Origin of the sequence: Sphingomicrobium aquimarinum (assembly GCF_039655735.1) — a bacterium.
GTDB lineage: Bacteria > Pseudomonadota > Alphaproteobacteria > Sphingomonadales > Sphingomonadaceae > Sphingomicrobium > Sphingomicrobium aquimarinum.
On record NZ_JBBYXH010000002.1, the window covers coordinates 261746 to 283827 of the forward strand.

At 65.7% G+C, this 22082-nt stretch carries 19 protein-coding genes; 9 read left to right on the forward strand and 10 right to left on the reverse strand.

All coding sequences use genetic code 11. The features are described from left to right. Window positions 1-28 precede the first annotated feature (28 nt). Both WJS89_RS07430 and WJS89_RS07435 read right to left on the reverse strand, forming a co-directional pair. Window positions 29-217, reverse strand: coding sequence for a PspC domain-containing protein (locus WJS89_RS07430; RefSeq protein WP_346340312.1), 189 nt, complete (start codon window positions 215-217; stop codon window positions 29-31). 286 nt (window positions 218-503) lie between these two features. Beyond that, entirely contained in the window at window positions 504-740 is a 237-nt protein-coding gene (locus WJS89_RS07435) for a hypothetical protein (RefSeq protein WP_346340313.1), read from the reverse strand. A 140-nt stretch (window positions 741-880) separates the two neighbouring features. Here WJS89_RS07435 and WJS89_RS07440 point away from each other — a divergent pair, with 140 nt between their 5' ends. Continuing rightward, window positions 881-2701, forward strand: coding sequence for an ABCB family ABC transporter ATP-binding protein/permease (locus WJS89_RS07440; protein WP_346341185.1), 1821 nt, complete (start codon window positions 881-883; stop codon window positions 2699-2701). 119 nt (window positions 2702-2820) lie between these two features. Then, window positions 2821-5019 (forward strand): S8 family peptidase, encoded by a 2199-nt coding sequence (locus WJS89_RS07445; protein WP_346340314.1) that lies wholly within the window; start codon window positions 2821-2823, stop codon window positions 5017-5019. Here WJS89_RS07445 and WJS89_RS07450 read toward each other — a convergent pair. Next, window positions 5016-6473, reverse strand: a complete 1458-nt coding sequence (locus WJS89_RS07450; RefSeq protein WP_346340315.1) for a helicase HerA domain-containing protein — start codon at window positions 6471-6473, stop codon at window positions 5016-5018. The two genes, WJS89_RS07445 and WJS89_RS07450, sit on opposite strands and share 4 nt — an antisense overlap. A gap of 94 nt (window positions 6474-6567) precedes the next feature. Between WJS89_RS07450 and WJS89_RS07455 the strand changes: the two genes are divergently transcribed. Together WJS89_RS07455 and recQ are read left to right on the forward strand one after the other, a co-directional pair. After that, complete coding sequence (locus WJS89_RS07455; RefSeq protein WP_346340316.1) at window positions 6568-6984, forward strand: protein tyrosine phosphatase family protein; 417 nt, start codon at window positions 6568-6570, stop codon at window positions 6982-6984. Between the two features lie 30 nt (window positions 6985-7014). Continuing rightward, window positions 7015-8769, forward strand: coding sequence for a DNA helicase RecQ (gene recQ, locus WJS89_RS07460; RefSeq protein WP_346340317.1), 1755 nt, complete (start codon window positions 7015-7017; stop codon window positions 8767-8769). On the opposite strand, the gene WJS89_RS07465 is transcribed toward recQ, so the two are convergent. From WJS89_RS07465 to WJS89_RS07480, 4 genes are all read right to left on the reverse strand, one after another. Next, entirely contained in the window at window positions 8766-8978 is a 213-nt protein-coding gene (locus tag WJS89_RS07465; protein WP_346340318.1) for a putative signal transducing protein, read from the reverse strand. The two genes, recQ and WJS89_RS07465, sit on opposite strands and share 4 nt — an antisense overlap. Then, entirely contained in the window at window positions 8978-10366 is a 1389-nt protein-coding gene (tldD, locus tag WJS89_RS07470; RefSeq protein ID WP_346341186.1) for a metalloprotease TldD, read from the reverse strand. The genes WJS89_RS07465 and tldD overlap by 1 nt, the downstream gene beginning before the upstream one ends. 35 nt (window positions 10367-10401) lie before the next feature. Next, on the reverse strand, window positions 10402-10611 hold the full coding sequence (locus WJS89_RS07475; protein ID WP_346340319.1) for a zinc-finger domain-containing protein: 210 nt from the start codon (window positions 10609-10611) through the stop codon (window positions 10402-10404). A gap of 66 nt (window positions 10612-10677) precedes the next feature. Next, the gene (locus WJS89_RS07480) at window positions 10678-12006 is read right to left on the reverse strand and encodes a serine hydrolase domain-containing protein (RefSeq protein ID WP_346340320.1); all 1329 of its coding nucleotides are present in this window, start codon (window positions 12004-12006) and stop codon (window positions 10678-10680) included. A gap of 170 nt (window positions 12007-12176) precedes the next feature. On the opposite strand from WJS89_RS07480, the gene WJS89_RS07485 reads away from it, so the two are divergent. From WJS89_RS07485 to WJS89_RS07495, 3 genes are read left to right on the forward strand one after another with little or no spacing between them, the layout of a single operon-like run. Next, window positions 12177-13103, forward strand: a complete 927-nt coding sequence (locus WJS89_RS07485; RefSeq protein ID WP_346340321.1) for an ABC transporter ATP-binding protein — start codon at window positions 12177-12179, stop codon at window positions 13101-13103. Continuing rightward, window positions 13100-14683 carry an L-aspartate oxidase gene (gene nadB, locus WJS89_RS07490; protein ID WP_346340322.1) on the forward strand — a complete coding sequence of 528 codons (1584 nt, stop codon included), beginning with the start codon at window positions 13100-13102 and terminating at the stop codon, window positions 14681-14683. The genes WJS89_RS07485 and nadB overlap by 4 nt, the downstream gene beginning before the upstream one ends. Next, entirely contained in the window at window positions 14680-15369 is a 690-nt protein-coding gene (locus WJS89_RS07495) for a Crp/Fnr family transcriptional regulator (RefSeq protein WP_346340323.1), read from the forward strand. Before nadB ends, WJS89_RS07495 begins: the two co-directional genes overlap by 4 nt. Window positions 15370-15374: 5 nt before the next feature. On the opposite strand, the gene WJS89_RS07500 is transcribed toward WJS89_RS07495, so the two are convergent. The 3 genes from WJS89_RS07500 to WJS89_RS07510 all read right to left on the reverse strand — a co-directional run bounded on the left by WJS89_RS07500 (window position 15375) and on the right by WJS89_RS07510 (window position 17486). Then, on the reverse strand, window positions 15375-15809 hold the full coding sequence (locus WJS89_RS07500; protein WP_346340324.1) for a hypothetical protein: 435 nt from the start codon (window positions 15807-15809) through the stop codon (window positions 15375-15377). 63 nt (window positions 15810-15872) lie between these two features. Beyond that, window positions 15873-16088, reverse strand: coding sequence for a hypothetical protein (locus WJS89_RS07505; RefSeq protein ID WP_346340325.1), 216 nt, complete (start codon window positions 16086-16088; stop codon window positions 15873-15875). A gap of 96 nt (window positions 16089-16184) precedes the next feature. Then, window positions 16185-17486 (reverse strand): cation:proton antiporter, encoded by a 1302-nt coding sequence (locus tag WJS89_RS07510; protein ID WP_346340326.1) that lies wholly within the window; start codon window positions 17484-17486, stop codon window positions 16185-16187. 65 nt (window positions 17487-17551) lie between these two features. On the opposite strand from WJS89_RS07510, the gene polA reads away from it, so the two are divergent. Both polA and WJS89_RS07520 read left to right on the forward strand, forming a co-directional pair. Continuing rightward, complete coding sequence (gene polA / locus WJS89_RS07515) at window positions 17552-20365, forward strand: DNA polymerase I (RefSeq protein ID WP_346340327.1); 2814 nt, start codon at window positions 17552-17554, stop codon at window positions 20363-20365. Next, complete coding sequence (locus WJS89_RS07520) at window positions 20365-21927, forward strand: lipopolysaccharide biosynthesis protein (protein WP_346340328.1); 1563 nt, start codon at window positions 20365-20367, stop codon at window positions 21925-21927. Before polA ends, WJS89_RS07520 begins: the two co-directional genes overlap by 1 nt. Window positions 21928-22082 lie beyond the last annotated feature (155 nt).

Below are 22082 nucleotides of genomic sequence, written 5' to 3' on the forward strand. Positions count from 1 at the left end.
GCCAGGGGCATGGTGGGTCAGCCGCCGCTTACCGCGCGCTGTCGGCGACGAGACCCGTGAGCAGATACAGGATGAGCGCGGTACCGGCGCTGATGAAGAAACCGGCGACCCATCCGAGGCGAACGAGCGTGACATCGACGTTGAAATAGTCGGCCATGCCGGCGGAAACGCCCATCAGCTTGCCCTGCGTGGGTTTGACGAGAAACTTGCGATCCATTGATGGTCCTTTTCGAAGAATTTGAAGTTGGGACGAGGGCATCGCGTCTAGGCGATCGGTGCGCCCGAGACGGCAGCACCGATGAAGAGGCTGGCCGACAGGATGGCGCCGAAGATCGAGACGACGAGGTTATCGCGAGAGAGGCGTTGCATTGTTCTTTTCCCTTTTTGGCGAGCTCAAAAGCAAGCTCACCCCCTACATTGCAGGAGGTGTGCCAAATGAAAAAGTCCAATGATTTCAGTATGGCTGCACCCGATGGATGCGCCCTTGGTGAAAAATCCCGCGATTAGTTGGCGGGTTTTGCCAACGGTCCGCGCAGCTTGGCCGGTAGTTTGGCGACCGCACGGCACTCGCCCTCGATCCAGGGAGCGTCGATGTCGTCGGAACGCATCAGCACCTCGTCGAGCTTTGCTTCACACGACGCGACGCTGTCAAACGTCATCGGTTCGGCGCGCACGGCGGTGCAGGCATTGCCCCCGTCGGCACAGGCGAACAGTAGGATGGCGAAGCTGACGGGTTCCATTGCAAGTCTCTTGAATGATTAACGAACTTGAACGGAAAACTGCGATCGGTGGGCTGTTGTTCCAAGGAATACGTTAGCGTAACGAAAATGCGATGAGCCGTTGCGTTGTCGATGTCATCAATGGTGCCTATCTACAGGGAATGGCTCCACCTAGCGACGGCTCTTCCTCGAAAGGCGACGGGGACTTCCGTATCCTCCTGCGCTTTTTGCCGATGTTGTGGCCGCGTCACGCGCCCGCCATGCGGGCGCGCGTCGTCATCTCGCTGCTGCTCGTGCTCGTCAGCAAGGGCATCGCCCTTTCGGTGCCGTTTCTCTACAAGAATATCGTCGACCGGATGGCGAGCGGTGATAGCGGCGATGCGCTCGTCGCGATCATCCTCGGAACGGTCGCGGCCTATGCCACGCTGCAGATGCTCGGAACGGTCATCGACAATGTGCGCAACGCCATCTTCGAACGGGTCGGGCAGGACGCCGCGCGGCGGCTGACGCAGAAACTCTTCCGCCACCTCCATCGCCTCGGCCTGCGTTTCCACCTCGAGCGGCGCACGGGCAGTATCATCCGCCTGGTCGAGCGTGGCACCAAGAGCATCGATTCCATGCTCTATTTCCTGCTCTTCAATATCGCGCCGACCGCGATCGAGCTGGTCGGCATTGCCATCATCTTCACGGTCAATTTCGGGATCGGCCTGACGGCAGCGACGCTGGTGATGGTCGTCACCTACATTCTTTTCACCCGCAAGGTGACCGACTGGCGCAACCATATCCGCCGCGAGATGAATCGCGTCGACCAACGCGCCAACCAGGCGGCGGTCGACAGCCTGCTGAATTACGAGACGGTCAAATATTTCGGCGCCGAAGAGCGCGAAGCCAAGCGCTACGACGAGGCGATCGACACCTATTCGGACGCCGCGGTCAAGAACGAGACGAGCCTTGCGCTCTTGAACTCGGGACAAGCGGTGCTGACCGGGCTGATGATGGGCGGCGCGATGGCCTATACCGTCTGGGGCTGGAGCGCGGGGCGCTTCACGCCGGGCGACGTGGTGCTCGTCAATTCCTTGCTGATGCAGCTCTACCGTCCGCTCAACATGCTCGGCTGGGTCTATCGCTCGATCCGGCAGGGCCTCGTCGACATGGAAGACATGTTCCAGCTGCTCGACACGCCGGCCGAGGTGGTCGACCGCCCGGGCGCCCATGCGCTTGTCGTCGGCGACGGGCACGTCCGCTTCGAGGACGTGCATTTTTCCTATGACGGCGAGCGCGAGATCCTGCGCGGGATCTCGCTCGACGTGCCGGCGGGAACGAGCCTCGCCGTCGTCGGCCCCTCTGGGGCTGGCAAGTCGACGCTGGCGCGGCTGCTCTACCGTTTCTACGAGCCCCAGCAGGGACGCATCACGATCGACGGCGACGACATTGCCCATGTCACCCAGCAAAGCCTTCGCGCCGCCATCGGCATCGTCCCGCAGGACACCGTGCTCTTCAACGACACGATCGGCTACAATATCGGCTATGGCGATGCCGGGGCGAGCGCGCCCGAAATCGAGGAAGCGGCGAGGGCGGCTGCCATCCATCGCTTCATCGACGGATTGTCCGACGGCTACGACACGACGGTTGGCGAACGCGGGCTCAAGCTGTCGGGCGGCGAGAAGCAGCGGGTGGCGATCGCGAGGACGCTGCTGAAGGACCCGCCCATCCTGCTGCTCGACGAAGCGACCAGCGCGCTCGACAGCGCGACCGAGCAGGACATCCAGACGACGCTCGACAAGGTGATGCGCCGCCGCACCACGATCATGATCGCGCACCGGCTTTCGACCGTCGTCGACGCCGACCAGATCGTCGTGCTCGACGAGGGTCGCGTCGCCGAGCGTGGGACGCACGCCGAGCTGCTCGCGAGAGGCGGCCTCTACGCCGACCTCTGGGCGCGTCAGAAGGCCGAGCGGCTACTCGAAGACGCTGCCGACTAGGCGTGGCGTCGTTAGGCGAGGCTTGCGACGCGCTTGACAAAAAACATGCCTGCGCCATCGTCTCGGTCGGGAGGAGCCTTGGTATGGCGTTGAAGGCACGAACTTTTTTCCGGACGGTCATGGTATCGACGAGCGCCGCCGCGCTCGCGGCCTGCGGCGGTGGTGGCGGGGTCAATTCCGCGCCGCCTCCCGTATCCGCGCCGCCGCCCGTCACGCCTCCGCGCGATATCCCGACGCAGGCAGAACTCGATGCCGAGACCGCGCGCTCCAACGGGGTGATGTCTTCCAAGGCGAATGTCGCCCATGCGATGGGCCACACCGGTGAAGGCGTGCTGGTCGCCGTGATGGAAACCGGCGCGCTCGCATATCTTTCCAATCTCGACGATCGCAGCGGAACGGGTCCCGATGCCGACGATCGTGTCTTCGAGGATCGACTCGCGCCGCAATCGCGAGCGCTGTGGGGCAGCGACACGCCCGACCAGTTCTCCGACCATGGAACGCTGGTCGCCGCGGTGATCGGCGCGGCGGACGACGGGCGCGGGATCGTCGGCGTCGCCCCGGATGCGGACATCGTCTATTATGATTATGGCGACTATTGCCTCGACAGCTATTGCAACGAGGTTGAGTGGCAGGAGAGCTTCGAGCGCTACCGCGTCGGCATGCAGGAAGCGATCGACCTCGGGGCGCGGGTGATGAATTTCTCGCTGGGGGAGGAGCGCTTCCCCGTCCGGATGATCCCCACTGCCGAAGCGGCCGAGGCGGCGGGCATGGTGGTGGTGATTTCAGCGGGCAACGACCGCTTGTCGAGCCCGCACGCGATGGCGCAGGGCATGGCCGACCTCGCGCCGACGGTGACGATCATCGCGGGGGCGCTCAACGCCAACGGCACGCCCGCGCCCTTTTCCAACCTCGCGGGCGTTTCGAAGGACAATTACCTGATGGCGCTTGGCGTCGGGGTGGATACCTACGGCAACGACGGGCGGCTACGCACGGCCAACGGCACGTCGCTGTCCGCTCCCATCATCACGGGCGCGGCCACATTGCTTGCGGGCGCCTTCCCGAACCTCAGCGGCGCGGACATCGTCTCGATCCTGTTCGAAAGCGCCGATGATGCCGGCGCGCCCGGCACCGACGAGATCTACGGGCGCGGCATCCTCAATATCGAACGCGCCTTCCAGCCCTTGGGATCGACCGTGCTTGCCGGCTCGGACATGGCGACCGAGGGCCTGTTCGGGGGGATCGCGTCGGCGGCGATGGGCGATGCGACCGGACGGATCGAGGGCGTCGCCATCACCGACCGATACGATCGCGCCTTCAGCGCCGATCTCGGTGGGTTCGAGCGCCGGGCGGGGCAGGCAGCGCCCTTGCGCGCGCTGGCGCAGGAAGGAATTCAAGGTCGGTCGGCACATCTCGGCGGCCACCGGATGGGACTGGTCACCAGCGACGACCGCTCCTCGCTGGCCGATGGCCCGGCACCAAGGCTGGTCGCGGCGAGCCTCGATGTCGCACTCGCTCCCTCCACCCGCATCGCATTCGGTGCGGGACAGGGCCTCGACAGCATCGCGCCCTCGCCGACGGCGCGCTCGGCACGCTTCCTCCTCGAGACGGGGGCGCAGACAAAAGGGTTCACATCCTACGGCGAGACATCCGCATCGATCGCGCACGAGATGGCCGGGATGGCGTTCCAGGCCGGCGTCGAAACGGGCATGGTCGCGAGACCGCTCGATGCATGGAGTGCGGGCGATCGTGACGACTATCGACGCATCCGGGTGGGGGCTTCGGGCGAGACCGGCGCGCTGTCCTATGGCGCAGGACTGACGCGGCTCGACGAGGATTCCTCGATCCTCGGCGGCTCGCTCGCCTTCTCGAACGAGGGCGCGACGAGCCATTTCCTCGATCTCGACGCAGCGATCGAGCACGGCCCCTGGACCCTCGCTGCCAACTGGCAGCAGGGCTGGAGCCGGATGTCGGGCAACGGCATGGTCGCGCAGACGCGCCTGGCAAGCGAACGATGGTCGCTCGCCCTCACGAACGGGCCCTTGTCGCTGCGCGTCTCACAACCGCTCCGCGTCACGAGCGGCGGCCTGTTCGTCGAGGCGCCCGTGGCCTTCGATTATGCGACGATGACGGCGGACCTCGGGACCCGGCTCGTCTCGCTGGCGCCCGAAGGACGCGAGATCGACGTCGAAGCGGCCTACGGAACGCGCGTCGGCCCCGGCAGGCTCGATGCGAACCTCTACTGGCGCCGGGAGCCGGGACATATCGCCGCGATGCCCGACGACCGGGGGGTCGCGCTGCGGTATCGCTCGGCCTTCTAGGCGGCCGCCGTCGTCCAGCCGAGCGCAGGGAGCGTGATCGAGCGTTTGCCACCCATGTCGGTGCGGGTCACGATCAACTCCTTCTCCTCGATATAGTCGATGAGGCGACGCGCGCGCGACAGGCTGGCGGTGCCGTAGATGGCGGCGATCATATCCTCGTCGGGGCAGGGCGCGCCGTCGCGCGCGGCCTTGGCGATCAGGAGAAACGGCGCGAGCATGTCGTCGGGCAGGTCGGCGGCCGCATCCATCGCCGCGCCCCATTCCTCGGCGGGATCGGCAAGGATGCCCGCGCGCGCGGCGGCAAGGCGGCGCGCGAAGGCGGCCAGATCGAGCGGGGGCAGGCGCACCCCTTCCATCCGGCAGCGCGTCAGGAAATCCTGGTAGGCGACGGGCGTGGCCCGCGGGCGTCCCGCTTCTTCCTCGACGATGGCGGCGAGCGCGCGCTCGATCACGGGCGCGATGTCCTCAGGAGCGGGGGCTGGCGTATCGGGCTCGCTCGGCCCACGACGCGTCAGCGCGGCTTCGGCGAGCTCGGCCATCATTCGCTCGGACGGCAACGGCTTGGGCTCGGGCTTGGGCGCCGGCGCGGGCTCGGGCGCGTCGGCAAGACCGTCGAACAGCAGCGCCTGCGGATCCGCAGCGGCCTGCGGCAGCGGAACGAGACCCGGCGTCCCCTCGCGCGGGCCCGTTTCGACCGCGCCGATCATCACCTTGACGGGCCGCCGCGCGATGGCCGGGCCGAGCCCCAGGAACTGGCCGCGTTCGAGATCGCGGATCTGTTCGGCCTGCCGCCGCTCCATGCCGAGCAGGTCGGCCGCGCGCGCCATGTCGATGTCGAGGAAGGTGCGACCCATGAGGAAGTTGGAGGCTTCGGCCGCGACATTCTTGGCGAGCTTGGCGAGCCGCTGCGTCGCGATGATGCCCGCCAGCCCGCGCTTGCGGCCCCGGCACATCAGATTGGTCATCGCGCCTAGGCTCGCGCGTCGCACGTCCTCGGGCACTTCGCCGCCCCCGGTGGGCGCGAACATCTGTGCCTCGTCGACGATGACGAGCGCGGGATACCAATGCTCGCGCGGAGCGTCGAACAAGGCGTTGAGGAAACTTGCGGCGCAGCGCATCTGGCCGTCGTTCTCCAGCCCCTCGAGGCTGAGGACGACGCTCAGGCGATGTTCGCGGATGCGCGCGGCGAGCTTGGCGATCTCGCCGTCGCTATGGTCCGACGCCTCGATCGCCACATGGCCGTAGCGGTCGGCGAGCGTGACGAATTCGCCTTCGGGATCGACGATGACCTGCTGCACTTCGCCCGCGCTTTTCTCGAGCAGGCGGCGCAAGAGGTGCGATTTTCCGCTCCCCGAATTCCCCTGGACCAGTAGCCGCGTCGCCAGCAGTTCGCCAAGGTCCAGCTCGACCGTTCGGCCCGACGGATCCGCCCCCATGTCCACGTTCACGCTCATCGGCGCGAGTGTGGCGGCACGAAGCGGTGGAGACAAGCGGCTTGTCCTCGCGTTAGGACAGGCAAGCGATACCAGATCACAAGGACACCGCCCGATGGCACTCACGACCAACGCACTCGACGACGACTTCCATGTCGGCCCGCAGATCAAGCCGTCCGATGTGAACGCGCTACAGGAGGCAGGCTTCGAGATGATCATCAACAATCGCCCCGACGGCGAGGAAGAGGGGCAACCTTCGGACGAAGCGATCGAAGCGGCCGCGCGCGAGGCGGGCCTCGACTATGCGCACGTCCCGCTCGGGCGGGGCATGGGCCCTGCGGACATCGAGGCCGAACGCGCCGCGCTCGATCGCGCAAAGGGCAAGAAGACCTTCGCCTTCTGCCGGTCCGGCACCCGCTCCACGCTGCTGTGGGCAGCAGCCGAACATGAGGCGGGTCGCGACGTGGCGGAACTGAGGAACAGCGCCGAGGCGGCTGGCTATTCGCTCGATCCCATCGAGCACCTGTTGTGAGGCATCGAAGCACCCGCTAGCGACACGCGGGTGAACGACACGCACCGGATCCTTCGCGAGACCTTCGGCTTCTCCGCCTTTCGCGGCGTGCAGGAAGATGTCGTCGCGCGCGTGATGGCGGGCGACAATGTCCTCGCGGTGATGCCGACGGGCGCGGGCAAGTCGCTGTGCTACCAGCTTCCGGCGGTCGCCAAGGACGGCACCGCGATCGTCATCTCGCCGCTCATCGCGCTCATGGAAGACCAGGTGCGATCGGCCAGTGCCAACGGCATCGCCGCCGCCGCGCTGACCAGTGCGACGCGCGACCGGGTTGCAGTCGAGCGCGCGCTGGAGGCGGGCAAGCTCGATCTGCTGTACGTGGCGCCCGAGCGCGCCACCACCGATCGCTTCGGCCAGATGCTCGAGCGTGCGCGGATCAGTCTGTTCGCGATCGACGAGGCGCATTGCGTATCCGAATGGGGCCATGATTTTCGTCCCGACTACCGATTGCTCCGCCCGCTGCTCGACCATTTCGCCGCGCCGCGCCTCGCGTTGACCGCAACTGCGGATCGCCGGACGCGCGTCGACATCCTCGCTCAGCTCGGCATTCCCGAAGAAGGCATGATCGTCGCGGGGTTCGACCGGCCCAACATCCGTTATCATGTCGTGCCGCGCTCGGGCCTGCCGACGCAGCTCAAGCGGCTCGCCAAGGCGCATCCGGGCCCCGGCATCGTCTACTGCCCCAGCCGTGCGAAGACCGAAGCGGTGGCGGCAAGCCTTCGCGAGACGGGTCGCCCCGCGGCACATTACCATGCCGGGATGGAGCCCGATATGCGGTCGGGCAACCAGTCCGCCTTCGTGCAAAGCGAGGACATGGTCATGGCCGCGACGATCGCGTTCGGCATGGGCATCGACAAGCCCGACGTGCGTTTCGTCGCCCATGCCGCGACGCCCAAATCGATCGAGGCCTATTACCAGGAAACGGGCCGCGCCGGGCGCGACGGCGAACCGGCAGAGGCCTGGCTCTTCTGGAGCGCAGAGGATTTCGCGCGGGCACGGCAGCGGATCGAGGCCGAGGTCGAACCCGGACGCCGCGCGGGCGAGCGCGAACGGCTGAACGCGCTGGCGGCCTTCGTCGAAGCCGCGACCTGCCGCCGCGCGATCCTGCTGCGCTATTTCGGCGAAGACCCGCCCGAAACCTGCGGCAATTGCGACAATTGCCTCGATCCGCCTAAAACCATCGACGTGACGGTGGTGGCGCAAAAGCTGCTCTCCGCGGCCTTCCGCACGGAGATGCGCTTCGGGGTCGGATATCTCAAGCAAGTCCTGGCGGGCGACGACAACGAAAAGGTGCGCTCGAACGGCCATCATGCGCTGTCGGTGTTCGGGATCATGGATGCGGACGAGCTCGCGCTCGTCCAGCCCGTCTCCCGCGCGCTCATCGCCCGCGACGCGTTGCGTGCCGACGCCTATGGGGGGCTGAGCTTCGGTCCCGGTGCCAAACCGATCCTCAAGGGCGAGCGGGAGCTGGTGATCGCGGTGCCGCCCAAGCGCACCGGACGCACCCGCCGTGCTGCCGAGGATTTTCCGCCCGATCCGGTCTTCGATGCATTACGCGAATGGCGCCGCGACGTGGCAAAGGAGCAGGGCGTGCCGCCCTATGTCGTTTTCCACGACAGCACCTTGCGCGCGGTGGCGGCGACGCGGCCCGACACGCTGTCGGCGCTCGCACGGATCGAGGGCGTGGGCGAGAAAAAGCTCGAACGCTACGGGACGGGACTGCTGACAGCCCTTGCCGACGCCTAGGCGTCGGCCTCGCGCGCGAGGACAGCGACGGCGGCTTCCTGCTCTTCGAGCGACACCATGAGCCGCACCCAGACCATGCCGCCGCCCCCGAAGACGCTGTTGAGCCCCTCGTCGAAAATGAAGCTCGGGATGTTGGCATGTTCGAGCCGGTGCTTGGCAAGCTCGGCCTCGACCAATGTCGGGAAGCGACCCGCCTCAGCGAGCGACATCAGGCGGCTTCCGTTCCGCCGACGGTGATGGCGCTGACGAGGGTCGAGGGCTGACCGACGCCGGCCGGAACACCCTGGCCCGCCTTGCCGCAGACACCGACGCCCTCGTCCAATGCCGGATCGTTGGCGATGCCCGTGATCCGCTGCATGACCGTCGGCCCGTCGCCGATCAGCGTCGCGCCCTTGATGGGATCGCCGAGCTTTCCTTTCTCGATCTTGTAGGCCTCGGTGCAGGAGAAGACGAACTTGCCCGAGACGATATCGACCGAGCCGCCGCCGAAGCTCTTGGCGTAGATGCCCTTGTCGACACGCTCCAGAAGGGCCTCAGGCTCCTCGTCGCCGCCGAGCATGAAGGTATTGGTCATCCGCGGCATCGGCGCATGCGCGAAACTCTCGCGGCGGCCGTTGCCGGTCGGCTCGACACCCATCAGGCGGGCATTCAGCCGGTCCTGCATATAGCCTTTGAGAATGCCGTCCTCGATGAGCACGTTGCGCTGCGTCGGCGTGCCCTCGTCGTCGATCGTCAAGCTGCCGCGCCGGTCGGCGATATTGCCCTCGTCGATGACAGTGACGCCCTTGGCCGCAACCTGTTCGCCGATGCGGCCCGAGAAGGTTGACTGGCCCTTGCGGTTGAAGTCGCCCTCGAGCCCGTGGCCGACGGCTTCGTGAAGGAGCACGCCGCACCAGCCGTTGCCGAGCAACACGGGCATGTCGCCAGCGGGCGCGGCGACCGAACGCATGTTGACGTCGGCGTGGCGCACGGCTTCGTCGACCGCGCGCTTCCAGGCTTTTTCGTCGAACAATCGGTCGTAGAGATAGCGCCCGCCATAACCGAAACTGCCGCTCTCGCGCCGGTCGCCATCGGCCATCACGACGCTGACGTTGAGGCGCACGAGCGGGCGGATGTCGGTCGCGACGAAGCCGTCGGCGCGCACGATCTCGACGACGCTCCACGTGCCCGAAAGGATGACACTGACCTGGTCGATGCGCGGATCGCGTGCACGCGCCTCGGCCTCGATTTCCTGGATGAGCGCCAGCTTCTTCTCGAACGGAACGAGCGCCAGCGGATCCTCGTCGGTGTAGAGACGCGCATTGGTTCGCACGGGCGACGCCGCGGCGCGCTGTTCGGCCGGGTCTAGAAGCCGCAGCGTCTCGGCGGCGCGGTCGATCGCCGCAACGCTCAATTCGTTGGCATGGGCAAAGCCGGTCATCTCGCCGCTCACGCCGCGCAGGCCGAAGCCCGCATCGGTCGAATAATCGGCCGCCTTCAATCGTCCGTCGTCGAAGGCGATCGTCTCGGCCGCGCGATACTGGAGATAGAGTTCGCCATCGTCATGCCCCGACAAATGCCGGCGCGCCGCCGCGGCCGCGCCGTCGGGATCGAGCATGCCGTCGCGATAGAGAAAGCCCCGCGGACCCGCGATCACGCCGCCGTCTCTTGCGCGGTATCGTCGGCGGGGCCGCCGATCAACACGAAGCGCTTGTCGCAATATTTGCACTCGACATAGCCGTCGTCGTCGATGTGATAATAGACGCGCGGGTGGCCGAGCGAGGGCGAAATCTCGGTCGCGCCGTCGCAATGGACCTTGAGCGTGTCGACTCGAACCGTCTCTGGCGGGGGGATGTTGGTCATGCGCACGAGATAAGGAAATGGAGCGCCGCTATCAATGCGGCAACGCTGCGCAAGTCCGAGTTTATCTCAATCGATCTTCGGAATGTCCTGTCCTTGGAAGCGCAGACCGGTGACCGTTCCGGAGGGGTTTCGGACGACCTCCGGCAATGCATCCTGACCATGCAGATAGAGGCGCCCATCCGCGAGCAGCGTGACCCGCTCTGACTTGCCATCGGGTCCGGTCATCCGAACGGCGCCGTCCTTCATCTCGAAGACGTAGACGTCCTCCCCCATGCGATAGCGCCCGGCAATCGCGGCGAAACCCGTGGTGTCGGCCGGTGCGGGCACTAGCACCTCGGTGTCGTACCCACCCCAGCCCATCTGGGCCGAAACGGCATTGACGATCGGCACCAGCAATTCACGTCCCTGTTCGCCATTTGCCATGATGACCAGCGCCTCGCCCCGTTCCGGAAAACTCAGCATGAGCGACTTGAACCCGACGTTGGAACCGCTGTGGCCGAAATGGAAATCCTCTCCCTCGCCTCGCAGGGTAAAGCCGAGCCCGTAGAGAGGCGGTGTCGCCGGAGGTGCGGTCATCGCCCTCAGCCCATCGGTGCTCACCGGACCCGCGTCGGCACCGGAAAGCGTCTCGTTTGCCGCGATCAGAAACTTCGCAAGGTCGCTGGGAGTGGACCACAGCCCTGCTGCGGCCAACTCGGGATAGACATGGTAACCACCCTCGATTGCTCGCCCCGCGGAATCATGCGCACGGGCGAAACTTGGCCCTGCATCGAACGCCGGCTGCTCGTACGTCGAATGAATCATCTCGAGCGGGCCCAGAACATTCTGCGCCATGAGTGTCTCGAAGAGCACATTAATATGGTCTTCCACCGCCTGTTGGGCGATCGTGTAGCCACCGCCCGAATAGCGAAACGATCCCGGCGGCATCGTCACGGAAACAGCATCGCTGTTTCCTTCGCCCGCAAGGACGCCAACGGCCGAGGGAAGTACCTCGCCCTTCGCATATCCCCTGAACCCGCTCACATTGGTCCCCGCACGGTGGGAGAGCAGGGTGCGAAGCGTCGGCGCGTCGTGTTCGCCGGCGGGTAACTGCCACGTCGTCAGCATGGAATCGACCGGGACATCGACATCCACCGCCCCTTTCTCGGCCAGCGCCATAAGCGCGTAGGCCGCGACCGACTTGGAAATGCTGGCAGCCTGAAACCGCGTATCGAGATGGGCCGGGACTCGCGCTTGCGGATCCGCCCAGCCGAAGCTGCGCGCCGCGACGATGCGATTGTCGTCGACCAGCGCGATCGAAACAGCGGGAACGTGATGTTCGGCCATCAGCTCATAGAGTGAACGCGTATCGCCCTCTTCGCCCGCGATGACCCGCGCCGGAAGGAGCTTCTCCAAGGCGATATCGAGGGGAGTCGGGGCCGGCAATGCCGTGGCTTGCAAACTCAGTGCGACCGCAAATAGCATCTGATCTCTCCCGCGTTGCAGAGTAGGTGTCTTGCTGATGTATTACTCTAATACAGCAAAAGCAATGGTGTATCGCGCCGCCTTTGTCTATCGGAAGGCCGATGACCGAACCGCCTGCCATTTCGATCCGCAACCTGTCCAAGACCTACGCCGGCGGCAAGCTGGCTCTCGACGACGTCAGCCTCGACATCCCGCAAGGCCAGATCTTCGGCCTCCTGGGACCGAACGGGGCCGGCAAGTCGACGATGATCAACATCATCGCAGGGCTCGTGAACAAGACGAGCGGAACCGTCTCGGTGTGGGGCTTCGACATCGACGAGGATCATCGCAACGCCAAGCGGGCGATCGGCATCGTCCCGCAGGAAATTCTCTTCGACCCTTTCTTCACCCCGCGCGAGGCGCTGGAAAACCAGGCGGGCTTGTGGGGCGTCCCCAAGGATCAGCGTCGCACCGCCGAGATCCTTGAATCCGTCAGCCTCACCGACAAGGCGGAAGCCTATGCGCGCACGCTGTCGGGCGGGATGAAGCGCCGATTGCTCGTTGCCAAGGCGATGGTCCACTCACCCCCCATCCTCATCCTCGACGAACCGACGGCGGGGGTCGACATCGACCTGCGCCAGCAATTGTGGAGCACGGTGCGCGATCTCAACAAGCGCGGCGTCACGGTGGTGCTGACGACACACTATCTCGAAGAGGCCGAAGAGTTGTGCGACCGCATCGCGATCATCAATCACGGCAAGCTGATTGCCGACGAGCCGACCGGCGAATTGGTTTCTCGCGCGCAGGACAAGGAAGTGCTCGTGACGTTCGACACACCCGTCCAGACGTTGCCTGCGGACGAACGCTTCGCGAAGATCGAGCGGATCGGGGAGGACGCGCTCGCGATCACCTACGCCAAGGACCGCATCAATGCGGGTGAAGTCCTTCGCATTCTCGCGCGCGACGGGTTCGACATCGTCGATGTGCGCACGCGGGAGCCCGATCTTGAAGACGTGTTCCTGAGCCTGACGCGAGACCCGGCGGCATGAGCGAACATTTCGATGTCCTAGTCGTCGGCACCGGCGCGGCGGGACTGACCGCCGCGCTCAATCTTGCCGAACGTTTCAATGTCGGCGTGCTCGCCAAGGGCGCGCTGGGCGGTGGGGCGACCGAATGGGCGCAGGGCGGTATCGCCGCGGTGCTGGAAGATGGCGACAGCTTCGACAACCATATCCGCGACACGATCATCGCGGGCGCGGGGCTCAACGATCCCGAGATCGTCGAGATGGTGGTGGAACGCGCGCCCGCCGCGATCGCAAGGCTCGCCGAACTGGGAGTGCCGTTCAACCTCGCCGACGACGGCGACTGGCACCTGACGCGCGAGGGCGGGCACTCGCACCGACGCATCGTCCATGTTCACGACGCGACCGGCTGGGCGGTCGCCGAGGCGCTCGAGAAAGCGGCGGTGCAGCACGACAATATCACGCTTCTCCCGCACATGGCGGCGATCGACTTCGTGACCGGACGCAATGCGGAGGAATTCTCGACCGACGGCACGGTGCGGGGGGTCTACGCGCTCGACCGGACCAAGGACGCCGTCGAGACGCTGACCGCGCGCGCGACCGTGCTGGCGGCGGGCGGGGCCGGGCGCGCCTATCTCTTTTCGACCGCGCCACGCGGGGCGACGGGCGACGGAATCGCGATGGCGTGGCGCGCGGGGTGCCGGATTTCCAACATGGAATTCATGCAGTTCCACCCCACGTGCCTCTATAATCTCGAGGTCAAGAATTTCCTCATTACCGAGGCGGTGCGCGGCGAGGGCGGGGTGTTGACCAACCCGCAGACCGGCAAGCGCTTCATGAAATATTACGACGAGCGATTGGAGCTGGCCCCGCGCGACATCGTCGCCCGCGCGATCGATGCCGAAATCAAGCGCGACGGCTTGGATTTCGTGCATCTTGATATCTCGCACCGTGGCGAGACCTTCGTGAAGGAGCATTTCCCGACCATCTACGAGAAGCTGATCGGGCTCGGCATCGACATTACGACCGAACCCATCCCCGTGGTGCCTGCGCAGCATTACACCTGTGGCGGCGTGATCGTGGACGCGCATGGCCGCACCGATGCGCCGGGTCTCTACGCGGCAGGCGAGGTGACGATGAGCGGGCTGCACGGCGCCAACCGCCTTGCGAGCAACTCCTTGCTCGAATGTTTCGTGTTCGGCGATGCGGCGGCGAACCATATCAAGAAGTGCTGGGACACGCTTCCCGAGCCGATCGCCATTCGCCCATGGGACGCCAGCCGCGTCACCGACAGCGACGAGGAAGTCGTGATCAAGCAGGTGTGGGGAGAAATCCGCCGCTTCATGTGGAATTTCGTCGGCATCGTGCGCACCACCAAGCGATTGGAGCGCGCCAAGCACCGCATCGACCTGCTGCGCAAGGAGGTCGAGGATTATTACGGCAGTTTCCGCGTCACCCCCGACCTAATCGAGCTCCGCAACCTCGTCGAAGTCGCCGACCTCATCGTCCGCTGCGCATTGAAACGCCACGAGAGCCGCGGGCTGCACTACACGCTCGATTATCCCGAGACCGACGAGATCGCGAAGGATACGGTGCTGGCGCCGTGAAGCTGGACTGCGCCCATTGCCCCGTCCGCGACAGTGCCGCCTGTTCGGCGCTGTCGGATGCGGAGCGGAAGCAGCTCGCGCGGGCAGGGCGGCATCGGACGTTCGAGCGCGGCGAAACCGTCTTCCATGCCGGCGACGACAATGATCGCTGCGCCACGCTGACGTCTGGATTGCTCAAGATCACACGCAGCGAGCCGGACGGCGCCGAGCGCATCCTGTCGCTCGTTCACCCGGCAGGTTTCGCGGGCGAGATGTTCGCGCCCGTATTGCATCATGACGTCGTCGCCTTGACCGACAGCAGCCTCTGCCTGTTTGCCCGAAGCGATTACGAAGCCGCGATGGAGCGGCATCCCGCGCTCGCAAAAGCGCTCCTACGTCGCTCCGCGCAGGACCTGTACGAGGCGCGCACGCAAATCGCGCTGGATGCGAAGAGAGGCGCACAGGCCAAGGTCGCGAACCTGCTGGTCGCGTTGGCCAAGGCGGCGAGCCATTCGCCCTGCCACGCCGCCGAGCGGTTCGACCTACCGTTGACGCGCGGCGAGATGGGGCAGCTGCTGGGGCTTACCATCGAGACCGTCTCGCGCCAGCTGACGAGGCTGGAGAAGGACGGCCTTATCGAGAAAAGCGGCGCGCGCGGGATCCTGGTGAAGGATCCCGCGCGGCTCACCGCGCTTGCCGAAGGCTAGGCCTCTCAGACGAAGGCGGCGATGCTCACCACGGCGATGCCCCAGCCGAGGATGAGAACGGGCAGGATGAGCGCCTGGACCATCGCATCTCGGCCCTTGCACACGCCGGTTTCGATCCGGATCCCGCGGGCGAACAGCTCTTCCATGCTGAGCGCGCGGGTCTCGTTGCCCGGCGCCATCCCGGTCCACATCATCGGCACGACGTAGAAGCCGACGGTGAAGATCACGAAGATCGCCATCGGCAGGATCATCTGCGGCTCGTAGAAGCCCGCGAACATCACCCCGAGATAAGCGAGGAACAGGCCGAAGAAGGTCGCATGAATCGCGACCGGAAGGCCGAAGTTGCGATCCTCGATATCCTGGCGGAGGTTCGGCTTGAGATGGGGCGCGGCGACGCGCTCGGCGGCGTGAAGGTCTTGGGCTTTGATCGGTTTGGACATCGGGCATCTCCTTGCGTGATACCCTTTTGTCCCATGGCCTTTCGCGGACCGCTTTGATCGCGGTCAAATCCGGCGACGATCCCTGTCGTCGTCGATCGCGTCGTGCATCGGGGGCAGTCCCATGCTGCCCGTCCATCCGTTGGCGGCGCGGATTTCGACCCTCAGGTCACCGCGATCCTGATGGGCGCGGTCGATGGCCTCCAGCAGGTCGCGCGAGGCGATCGTCTCGCCGTCGACCAGCTTGCTGCCTTCGAAATAGAAAAGATGAAATTGATTCACGGACACACTCGCTCGGACGCCTACACCGCCCCAACAGATAGGCGCGCGCCGGGTTGCAGCGATCCAACATCGATCAGCCCGATTTACGCCGAACGGTTAGACGTGCCAGTTCTCCCGCGCGCCTTCGTCCTCGGTGCGCTCGCAATCGTCGCCCTCACCTTCGCCCCGGATGAGGTCGAGGCGATTGAGCAGCATCGGCATGGTGATGCCTTGGACGAAGATCGAGAAGGCGACGACGAGGAACGCCGCCGAGATGATCGCCGAACGCTCGGGCACGACGGCGGGGATCGACAACGCCAGCGCGAGGCTGAGCGCGCCGCGAAGCCCGCCCCAGAACATGACGTGCTTGTATTTCCACGGCATCGCCAGCTTGGTCTTCGCCCAGCCCAAGGTGAGCGGATAGATCGCCACCGCGCGGCCCGCGAGCGAGAGGAGCGTCGCGACGACGGCAATGGGGATGGCGGCGATCAATGTCGGGCTCGCTTCACCGTCGCCGATGAGGATGAAGACAAAGCTGTTGGCGAGGAAGGCGGCATAGTCCCAGAAGCTCAGGACCGCGCCACGGCCTTCGTCCGAAATCGAGCCGAGCCAGCCGACGTTGCCGACCATGATGCCCGCCGCCACCGTCGCCAGCACGCCCGACATGCCGAGATGCTCGGCGGCAAGGAAGCTGCCGTAGGCGGCAAGCATGGTCAGCGAGATTTCGACGAGCTTGTCTTCGGTGCGGCCCGCGATGAGCAGGAGCGCCCCCGCGACGATCAGCCCGACGATCACCCCGCCGCCCGCGATGCGCGCGACGTCGAGCGCGACCGTGCCGACGCCGATCCCTTCCGTCCCGCCGGCGATCGCGACGCCGACCAGGAGCGCGAACAGAACCGCGGCGACCCCGTCATTGAGCAGGCTTTCGCTCTCGACGAGAAGATGCAGCCGGTGGTCGACCTTGTTCTCCTTGAAGGTCGCGATGACGCTGACCGGATCCGTCGCGGCGATGAGCACGCCGAAAAAGGCCGCACCGAGCCATCCCCAGCCGACCAGATAATGCATCCCGATCGCCACCAAGGTCGCGGCGGCAACGACGCCTACCGTGACAAGGCTGAGAAGCAGCGGAAGCTCGCGTCGCAAATTCTTCCACGGGATCTGGATCGCCGCCTCGAACAACAAGGGCGGCAGCAACAGCTCGAACACCAGCGCCGGCGTCAGCTGCAAATCGACGCCGATGGGCGTGAGGGCAATGCCGAAGCCCGCGATGACGAGCCCCACCGAATAGGGCAGGCCGATCCGCCGCGTCGCGATCGCCACCAGGGTCGCGATGAAGATGACGAGGCCCAATGTCGTGAAATCGACGGGGGCATGCTCGCCTTCGGCAGCGGCGGCGAGAAGGAGCGTCGGATCGATCATGGCATCGGTCTATCGGCCAGTCACAAGAGCATGGCAACCGCCGCACTTGCTGCTAGAACCCCCCGATGGCCGACCAGCCCCACCTCTATCTCGTCGATGGCTCGAGCTACATCTTTCGCGCCTATCATGTGCTTCCCCCCCTTACCAACAAGGAGGGAACGCCCGCGGGCGCGGTCTATGGCTATACCGCGATGCTGTGGAAGCTGGCCGACCAGCTCAATCAGGAGGACGGCCCGAGCCACCTCGCGGTAATCTTCGATGCGTCGAGCAAGACGTTCCGCAACGAGATGTACGACGAATATAAGGCCAACCGCCCGCCGCCGCCCGAGGATCTCGTGCCCCAGTTCCCGCTGGTGCGCGAGGCGACGCGCGCTTTTTCGCTGCCCTGCATCGAGGAAGAGGGGCTGGAGGCCGACGATATCATCGGCTGCTACACCAAGGCCGCCGCCGACGAGGGGTGGAAGGTCACGATCGTCAGCTCCGACAAGGATCTGATGCAGTTGATCGAGACGCGCGAGAATGGCGCGGACGTCGACATGCTCGACACGATGAAGGACAAGCGCATCCGCGCGCCCGAGGTCGTCGAGAAGTTCGGCGTGGGGCCCGACAAGGTCGGCGACATGCTGGCGTTGATGGGCGACAAGATCGACAATGTCCCGGGCGTGCCGGGCGTGGGGCCCAAGACTGCCGCGCAGCTGCTCGAGGAATATGGCGACCTCGAGGGCATTCTCTCGAACCTCGACAAGATTACCAAGCCTGCCTTGAAGCGCAATCTCACCGAGCATGAAGCCAATGCGCGGCTGTCACGCCAGCTGGTCGAGCTGAAATGCGACGTTGCGCTGCCGCAGCCGCTCGAAGAGCTGAAGCTGGACGGCATCCCTGCCGATCCGCTTCGCGCCTTTCTCGAGAAGCAGGGCTTCCGGCGCCTGCTCGACCGGATGGGTGGCGGCTCTAAAACGTCCGCCGAGCGCGGTGTCGCCGGAGAGACCGGTATCGGCGGCGGCGAGGCAGGACCCGCGGAGCCGCCCGAACCGGTCGAGATCAGCGTCGACCGCTCGAAATACGAAACCATCACCGATGCGACCGATCTCGAGCGCTGGGTGCAGGCGATCCGGCACGTCGGGTACGTCGGCTTCGATACCGAGACCGATTGTCTCGACTGCGTGACCGGCAATCTCGTCGGCCTCAGCCTCGCGGTCGGGGACGATGTCGCCTGCTACATTCCCCTCGGGCATGGCAGCGAGGATCTTCTCGGCGAACGGCCCGAGCAACTCTCGAAAGAGGACGTGCTCGCGGCCCTCAAGCCGGTGCTCGAGGATGATGCGATCCTCAAGATCGGTCACAATATCAAATATGACCTCGCGATGATGGCGCGCGAAGGGATCAGGGTCGCGCCCTACGACGACACGCTGGTCATGAGCTTCGATCTCGATGCGGGGCGTGGTCTTGCCGCGCACGGGCTGGACGCGCTGGCCAAGTCCGCGCTCGGACACACGTGCATCACGTTCAAGGAGCTCTGCGGCACGGGCAAGAAGCAGATCGGCTTCAACGAAGTGCCGCTCGACAAGGCGACCGAATATGCGGCCGAGGATGCCGACATCGCCCTGCGCCTGTGGAAGCGCCTGAAACCGCGCCTCGCGCCTGAACGCGCGACCAATGTCTACGAGCGGGTCGACCGCCCGATGCCAGCGGCCCTCTCGGGGATGGAGCGTCGGGGCATCAAGGTCGATCGCGAGGCGCTCGCAGCGCTCTCGAAGCAGTTCGCGGAAGACATCGAGCGGCTCGAAAAGGAGATTTTCGAGCGGGCGGGAGAAGAATTCACCATCGGGAGCCCCAAGCAACTGGGCGCGATCCTGTTCGAGAAACTGGGTGCGAGCGGCGGGCGCAAGGGTAAGTCGGGGACCTATTCGACCGATCAGAACGAGCTGGAGCGATTGGACCGCGAGGGCTTCGAGGTTGCGAGCCTCGTGCTCGAATGGCGCCAGCTGACCAAGCTCAAGAATACCTACACGGACGCGCTGCAGGCGCAGATCAATGGCGTCACCGGCCGCGTCCACACGACCTACAGCCTCTCGGGCGCGCAAACGGGGCGGCTGTCGTCGAACGACCCCAACCTCCAGAACATTCCCATCCGCACCCCCATCGGCGCGAAGATCCGCGACTGTTTCATCGCCGAGCCGGGGCACGTGCTGCTCTCCGCCGACTATAGCCAGATCGAGCTGCGGCTCGCCGCCGAGATGGCCGACGTGCCCGCGCTGAAGGACGCCTTCCAGAAGGGAGAGGACATCCACGACCGCACCGCCACCGAATTGTTCGGCGAGGTCAACAAGGACACGCGCGGCAAGGCCAAGACGGTCAATTTCGCGATCCTCTACGGGATCAGCGCGTTCGGGCTCGCCAATCGTCTCGACATCGAGCGCGACGAAGCCAAGAGCATCATCGACGCCTATTTCGCGAGCTTCCCCGAAATCCAGAACTTCATCGCGCGCACGCTTGCCGACGCCAAGGAGCGCGGGTTCACCACGACGCTGTTCGGGCGCAAGACGCATTTCCCGAACATCAAGTCGAAGATGCCCAACGTTCGCGCGGGCGCCGAGCGCGCAGCGGTCAACGCGCCGATCCAGGGGACGAGCGCCGACCTCATCAAGCGGGCCATGGCGCGCATGGACGCGGCGCTGGCCGACGCGGGCCTGTCGGACGTGAAGATGCTGCTCCAAGTGCACGACGAACTGCTCTTCGAGGTCCCGGAGGGGAAGGAAGAAGCGGCCGCCGCCGTCATCAAGCCGGTGATGGAACAGGCGGCGAGGCCCGCGCTCGCGCTCGACGTGCCATTGGATGTCGAGGTCGGCTGGGGGCCGAACTGGGGCGCGGCGCACTGATGGGCGGAACGGGGGGCAAATCCGCTAGCAACAGCGCACCGGCTGCGGACGGAGGGAAGGGCGATCTCGCTGCGCTAGCGCGGGGCGGACGGATCAACTTCTTCGGCTTCGTGCTGCGATTGCTGGCGCGGATCCCCTTCCTCTTCATCGCGGGGCGGTTCTACGGCGCGGAAAGCATGGGGCGCTTCGCCTTCGCTTTGATCGTCGTCGAGTTCGCCGCGCAACTCTCGACATTGGGCCTCAAGCGCGGCCTGGCGCAGCAGTTGTCCAAGGCCAAGGACCCGGACGATCACGCCGACATCGTCTGGGACGGGCTGGTCGTCGCTATGCTCGGCAGCCTCGTCGCCATGACGATCCTGTTTCTCGTCCCCGAGATCATGTTCAAGGGCGACGCACCGCGCGGCCTCGAGAAATGGCTTCCGCTGACGGTGCTGGCACTGGCCTGGACCGAAATTTCGCTCGCGGCCTGCAATTATCGCCACAACATCGCCGCCACGGTGCGCAGCCGCGCCATCGTCGAACCGTGGACCATTTCGCTCGTCGCGCTGGGATGGGCGTTCGTGAACACCGACGACGGACTCATCGTCGCCTATGTCGCCTCGATGATCGGTGCGCTCGTCACCGCGCTCTGGCCGTTCGTGCGCAGCTACGGCCTTCCCCGTTCCCACTGGCGCCCGCACCCCTCGAAACTCGCGAGCATGGCATGGCGTAATCTACCCGTCGCCGCCGCCGACGCGACCGAATGGGCCAGCCGCCGCCTCGACCTCTTCCTGCTGGGCTTCTTCTTCTCCGAAGCGATCTACGGAATCTACTGGGCCGCCCAGCAGGTCGCCTCGCTTCCGAGCAAGCTGAAGACCAGTTTCGAACCGATCATGGGCCCCGTCATCAGCCAGAATGTCGAAGCAAAGAATTACGGTGCCGTCGCGCAGCAGGTTCGTCAGGTAGGCTTCTGGATCATCGCCGCGCAGGCGGGGATCGGACTGGCGCTCGGTATCCCGGCGATGGCCGTCATGAACCTCGTCGGCGAAGAGTTCGGCTCGGGCTATGTCATCCTCGGCGTTCTGCTGGCTGCAGAAGTGGTGGCGGCAATGGCGGCGGTATCGGACGCGGCGCTCATCTATCTCGCGCGCCACCGCAACATGATCATCGGATTCATCATGCTCGCCATCGAGGTTGGCGCGGGTGTGGCAGCGATCCTGGTCCTGCGCTCCTTCGGCTATCCGCCCGAAATTCAGGCCGCAGGGGCGGCGGTCGGACTGGGCGTGGCCCTCGGCTTCGCTGCGCTCGCCAAGGCGTGGCTGTTGTCGGGCATCGTCAACGCGCCCGTTTCCGGTTGGCGTTGGCCGATGATCTGGGCAGCGCTCGCGACCGTGCCGGTGGGCCTCCTCATCGTCCAGCTCCGCGACTGGGGACAGCTGATCATCGGCGTTCCCGCCATCCTTGCCGTCTTCGGCTTCGTCATCTGGCGCTGGGGGTTCGGACCCGAGGACCGCGAGCTGTTCAAGATGAAGAAGGAGCGCCCGAGTGCAGCGACGCCGGGGCCGCAGGTCCCGCCGGAGTAGCACGAAGAGGGCGCGACCCTGACGGACGGCGGGTCGCAATGCGAACCCGACCGACGGGGGCGGGCCGCCCCGACCCCCGTGGCGCACTAGACGGCGGCGTAGCGGCGCGGGGCGGCCCGCGCCGTCGGTCCTGTCGCGCCAAGCCGCGCAGGCCG

Bases quoted from the DNA above. Each gene is read 5' to 3' on its own strand.
- WJS89_RS07430 (WP_346340312.1), bottom strand. From the start codon at position 217: ATGGATCGCAAGTTTCTCGTCAAACCCACGCAGGGCAAGCTGATGGGC.
- WJS89_RS07435 (WP_346340313.1), bottom strand. From the start codon at position 740: ATGGAACCCGTCAGCTTCGCCATCCTACTGTTCGCCTGTGCCGACGGG.
- WJS89_RS07440 (WP_346341185.1), top strand. From the start codon at position 881: ATGGCTCCACCTAGCGACGGCTCTTCCTCGAAAGGCGACGGGGACTTC.
- WJS89_RS07445 (WP_346340314.1), top strand. From the start codon at position 2,821: ATGGTATCGACGAGCGCCGCCGCGCTCGCGGCCTGCGGCGGTGGTGGC.
- WJS89_RS07450 (WP_346340315.1), bottom strand. From the start codon at position 6,473: ATGAGCGTGAACGTGGACATGGGGGCGGATCCGTCGGGCCGAACGGTC.
- WJS89_RS07455 (WP_346340316.1), top strand. From the start codon at position 6,568: ATGGCACTCACGACCAACGCACTCGACGACGACTTCCATGTCGGCCCG.
- WJS89_RS07465 (WP_346340318.1), bottom strand. From the start codon at position 8,978: ATGTCGCTCGCTGAGGCGGGTCGCTTCCCGACATTGGTCGAGGCCGAG.
- tldD (WP_346341186.1), bottom strand. From the start codon at position 10,366: ATGCTCGATCCCGACGGCGCGGCCGCGGCGGCGCGCCGGCATTTGTCG.
- WJS89_RS07475 (WP_346340319.1), bottom strand. From the start codon at position 10,611: ATGACCAACATCCCCCCGCCAGAGACGGTTCGAGTCGACACGCTCAAG.
- WJS89_RS07485 (WP_346340321.1), top strand. From the start codon at position 12,177: ATGACCGAACCGCCTGCCATTTCGATCCGCAACCTGTCCAAGACCTAC.
- nadB (WP_346340322.1), top strand. From the start codon at position 13,100: ATGAGCGAACATTTCGATGTCCTAGTCGTCGGCACCGGCGCGGCGGGA.
- WJS89_RS07500 (WP_346340324.1), bottom strand. From the start codon at position 15,809: ATGTCCAAACCGATCAAAGCCCAAGACCTTCACGCCGCCGAGCGCGTC.
- WJS89_RS07510 (WP_346340326.1), bottom strand. From the start codon at position 17,486: ATGATCGATCCGACGCTCCTTCTCGCCGCCGCTGCCGAAGGCGAGCAT.
- polA (WP_346340327.1), top strand. From the start codon at position 17,552: ATGGCCGACCAGCCCCACCTCTATCTCGTCGATGGCTCGAGCTACATC.
- WJS89_RS07520 (WP_346340328.1), top strand. From the start codon at position 20,365: ATGGGCGGAACGGGGGGCAAATCCGCTAGCAACAGCGCACCGGCTGCG.